At 71.4% G+C, this 2225-nt stretch carries 2 protein-coding genes; one reads left to right on the top strand and one right to left on the bottom strand.

What is annotated here, in order from left to right:
- On the bottom strand, positions 1-1167 hold a 1167-nt coding region (locus ACFWX1_RS20980; protein WP_378389681.1), incomplete at its 3' end, for an MFS transporter.
- Between the two features lie 106 nt (positions 1168-1273).
- Between ACFWX1_RS20980 and ACFWX1_RS20985 the strand changes: the two genes are divergently transcribed.
- A complete protein-coding gene (locus ACFWX1_RS20985) occupies positions 1274-2173 on the top strand; it encodes a LysR family transcriptional regulator (RefSeq protein WP_378389683.1) in 900 nt (299 codons plus the stop codon).
- Positions 2174-2225 lie beyond the last annotated feature (52 nt).

Genomic DNA, 2225 nt, shown 5'->3' on the forward strand with positions numbered 1-2225 from the left:
GGGGCGGCGCTCGGGCCACGAGTCAACCTCCGGGCGCCCCCCCCCCCCCACGCCGATCAGCAGGATCGGCAGCACGAGCCCGGCGTAGGCGGCGAGGAACAACGCCGCGAGCGTCTCGCCCCGCGAAGACGGATCGGCCAGCGCCGCGACCGTGGCGACCGACGCCCGGAACCCCAGGCCGAATCCGGCCCCGGCGACGACCGCGCCGGCGAGGAACAAAGGCAGCGAAACCGCGAAGACCGCGATCGGGAGCACGACCAGGCCGGTCATCATCAACCCGAAGCCGAGGCGCAGCTGAACACGCGCGGCGAGCCGGGCGAACACCACCTGCGCCAGCGCCGCCGACCCGAGCATCGCGAACGGCGTCAGCCCGGAGAGCAGCCGCGACGTCTCGTGCAGGCCGGTCGCGAGCAGCGTCGGCGCGAGTGCCATGAACAGCGCGGAAATCGCGAAGGCCGCGAAAGCGCCGGTCGCGGCGCCGACGAACTTCGCACGCGCCGACGCCGGGAGCGAAACCCGTTGCGGGCGGTAGGCGGGACGCTCTTCGCGGCGCTCGACCGTCTCCGGGACCAAGCTCACCACCAGGGCTTCCAGCAGCAGCACGATCAGGAAGACCACGAACGGCGTCGTCAGCGGGCGATCGGTGAACTGGGCGAACACACCGCCGACGAGCGGGCCGAGGGCGAGCCCGCCGGCGTTGACGACGGTGGCGACCAGCCCGGAGCGGCCGAGATCGGCCTCGGGCCGTGCGATCGTCCGCAGCTCCGACAGATGCGCCGTCGCCGTCGCGGTGATCGTGCCGACCCCGGCGCCGCTGATCAGGCGCGCGACGATCAGCACCGGCACCTCCCCCGAGACGAGGAACAGCGCCGCGGCCAGCGCTTCGGCCAGTAGCGCGGCGAGGATGACCCGGCGCCGCCCGAGCCAGTCGCTGACGTGCCCGGCGAGGTAAAGGCTCGCCATCACACCGACCGCGTAGGCCGCGAAGACGACCGTGACGACGAAGGTCGGGAAGCCGTCCTGGCGCTGGTAAAGCGCGTACAGCGGGGTGGGCAACGTCGAGAACGCCATAGCGGTGAGGAATGCGAGCGCGATGACCACGAACCCCGCGCCGTGACTCACCCGCCGCACACGAACGGGACGAGCTGGGGTGGCGATGTCGACCATGACGGGACCTTCCGGGCGTACGAACCTTTCGCCGTCCACCTTGCGCCCTGCGATTCACCAAGTCCAACGAACAATCTTCGTCTCAGTAATCGTCAGTATCGATAAGATGGCGACCATGGACAACCGGCAACTCGCCTACTTCGTCGCGGTGGCCGAGGAGCTCAGCTTCACCCGCGCGGCACGACGGCTCTTCACCGTCCAGTCCACGGTCTCGGCCGCGATCACCGCGCTGGAGACCGAACTCGGCACCAAGCTGTTCGACCGCTCGACCCGCCGGGTCGCCCTCTCCCCCGACGGCGCGCTGTTCCTCCCCGAGGCGAAATCCGCGCTCGAAGCCTTCGAACGCGCCCGCGCCGTGGTCCAGCAGACGTCCACGGGCCTGCGGGGCAGCCTGCGGTTCGGCACGCTGAGCTCGATCGGGAGCCTGGACCTGCCCGCCGTCCTCGGCGCGTTCCACCGCAAGCACCCGCTGGTCGACATCCATGTCACCGTGTCCGTCGCCGGTTCGACGGGTCTCGCCGCCGACGTCCGCCAGGGCAGGCTCGACGCGGCGCTGGTCGGGCTGCCGAGCGCCGATCTCACCGGGCTACGGGCGCTCCCGCTCGAGAACCGGCCGTTCGTCGCGCTGCTGCCGTCCCGGCATCCGATGGCGGCGAAACGCGCGGTGACGCTGGCCGATCTGATGGGCGAGCGTTTCATCGACACGCCAAGGGGATTCGGCAATCGCGTCGTCACCGACCGCGCCTACGACGACCTCGGCTCGCCCCGCCGCGTCGTCGTCGAGGTGGCCGACATGCGCGTCATTCCCCGGTACGTCCACTCCGGGCTCGGCGTCGCCATCGTGCCCGAGACCGATTCGCCGCCCGTCGAGGACATCGCCGTCCGCCCGCTCTCCCCCGGCCTCGACTGGCCGCTCAGCTTCGTCACCGCCGCGGCGCGGCCACCGAGCCGGGCCGTGCGCACCCTGGAGGACATCCTCGCCGCTGCCCGTTCCACGCCCCGGTGATGCGCCCGGAAGTGGAGTGGTCCGTGAAGGCCTCCTTCACAGCGTTGAGCGC

Source organism: Amycolatopsis sp. NPDC059021 (genome assembly GCF_042739895.1).
In the GTDB taxonomy this organism is placed as follows: domain Bacteria; phylum Actinomycetota; class Actinomycetes; order Mycobacteriales; family Pseudonocardiaceae; genus Amycolatopsis.

Coding starts and splice junctions, on each gene's coding strand:
- ACFWX1_RS20985 (WP_378389683.1), top strand. CDS start 1,274: ATGGCGACCATGGACAACCGGCAACTCGCCTACTTCGTCGCGGTGGCC.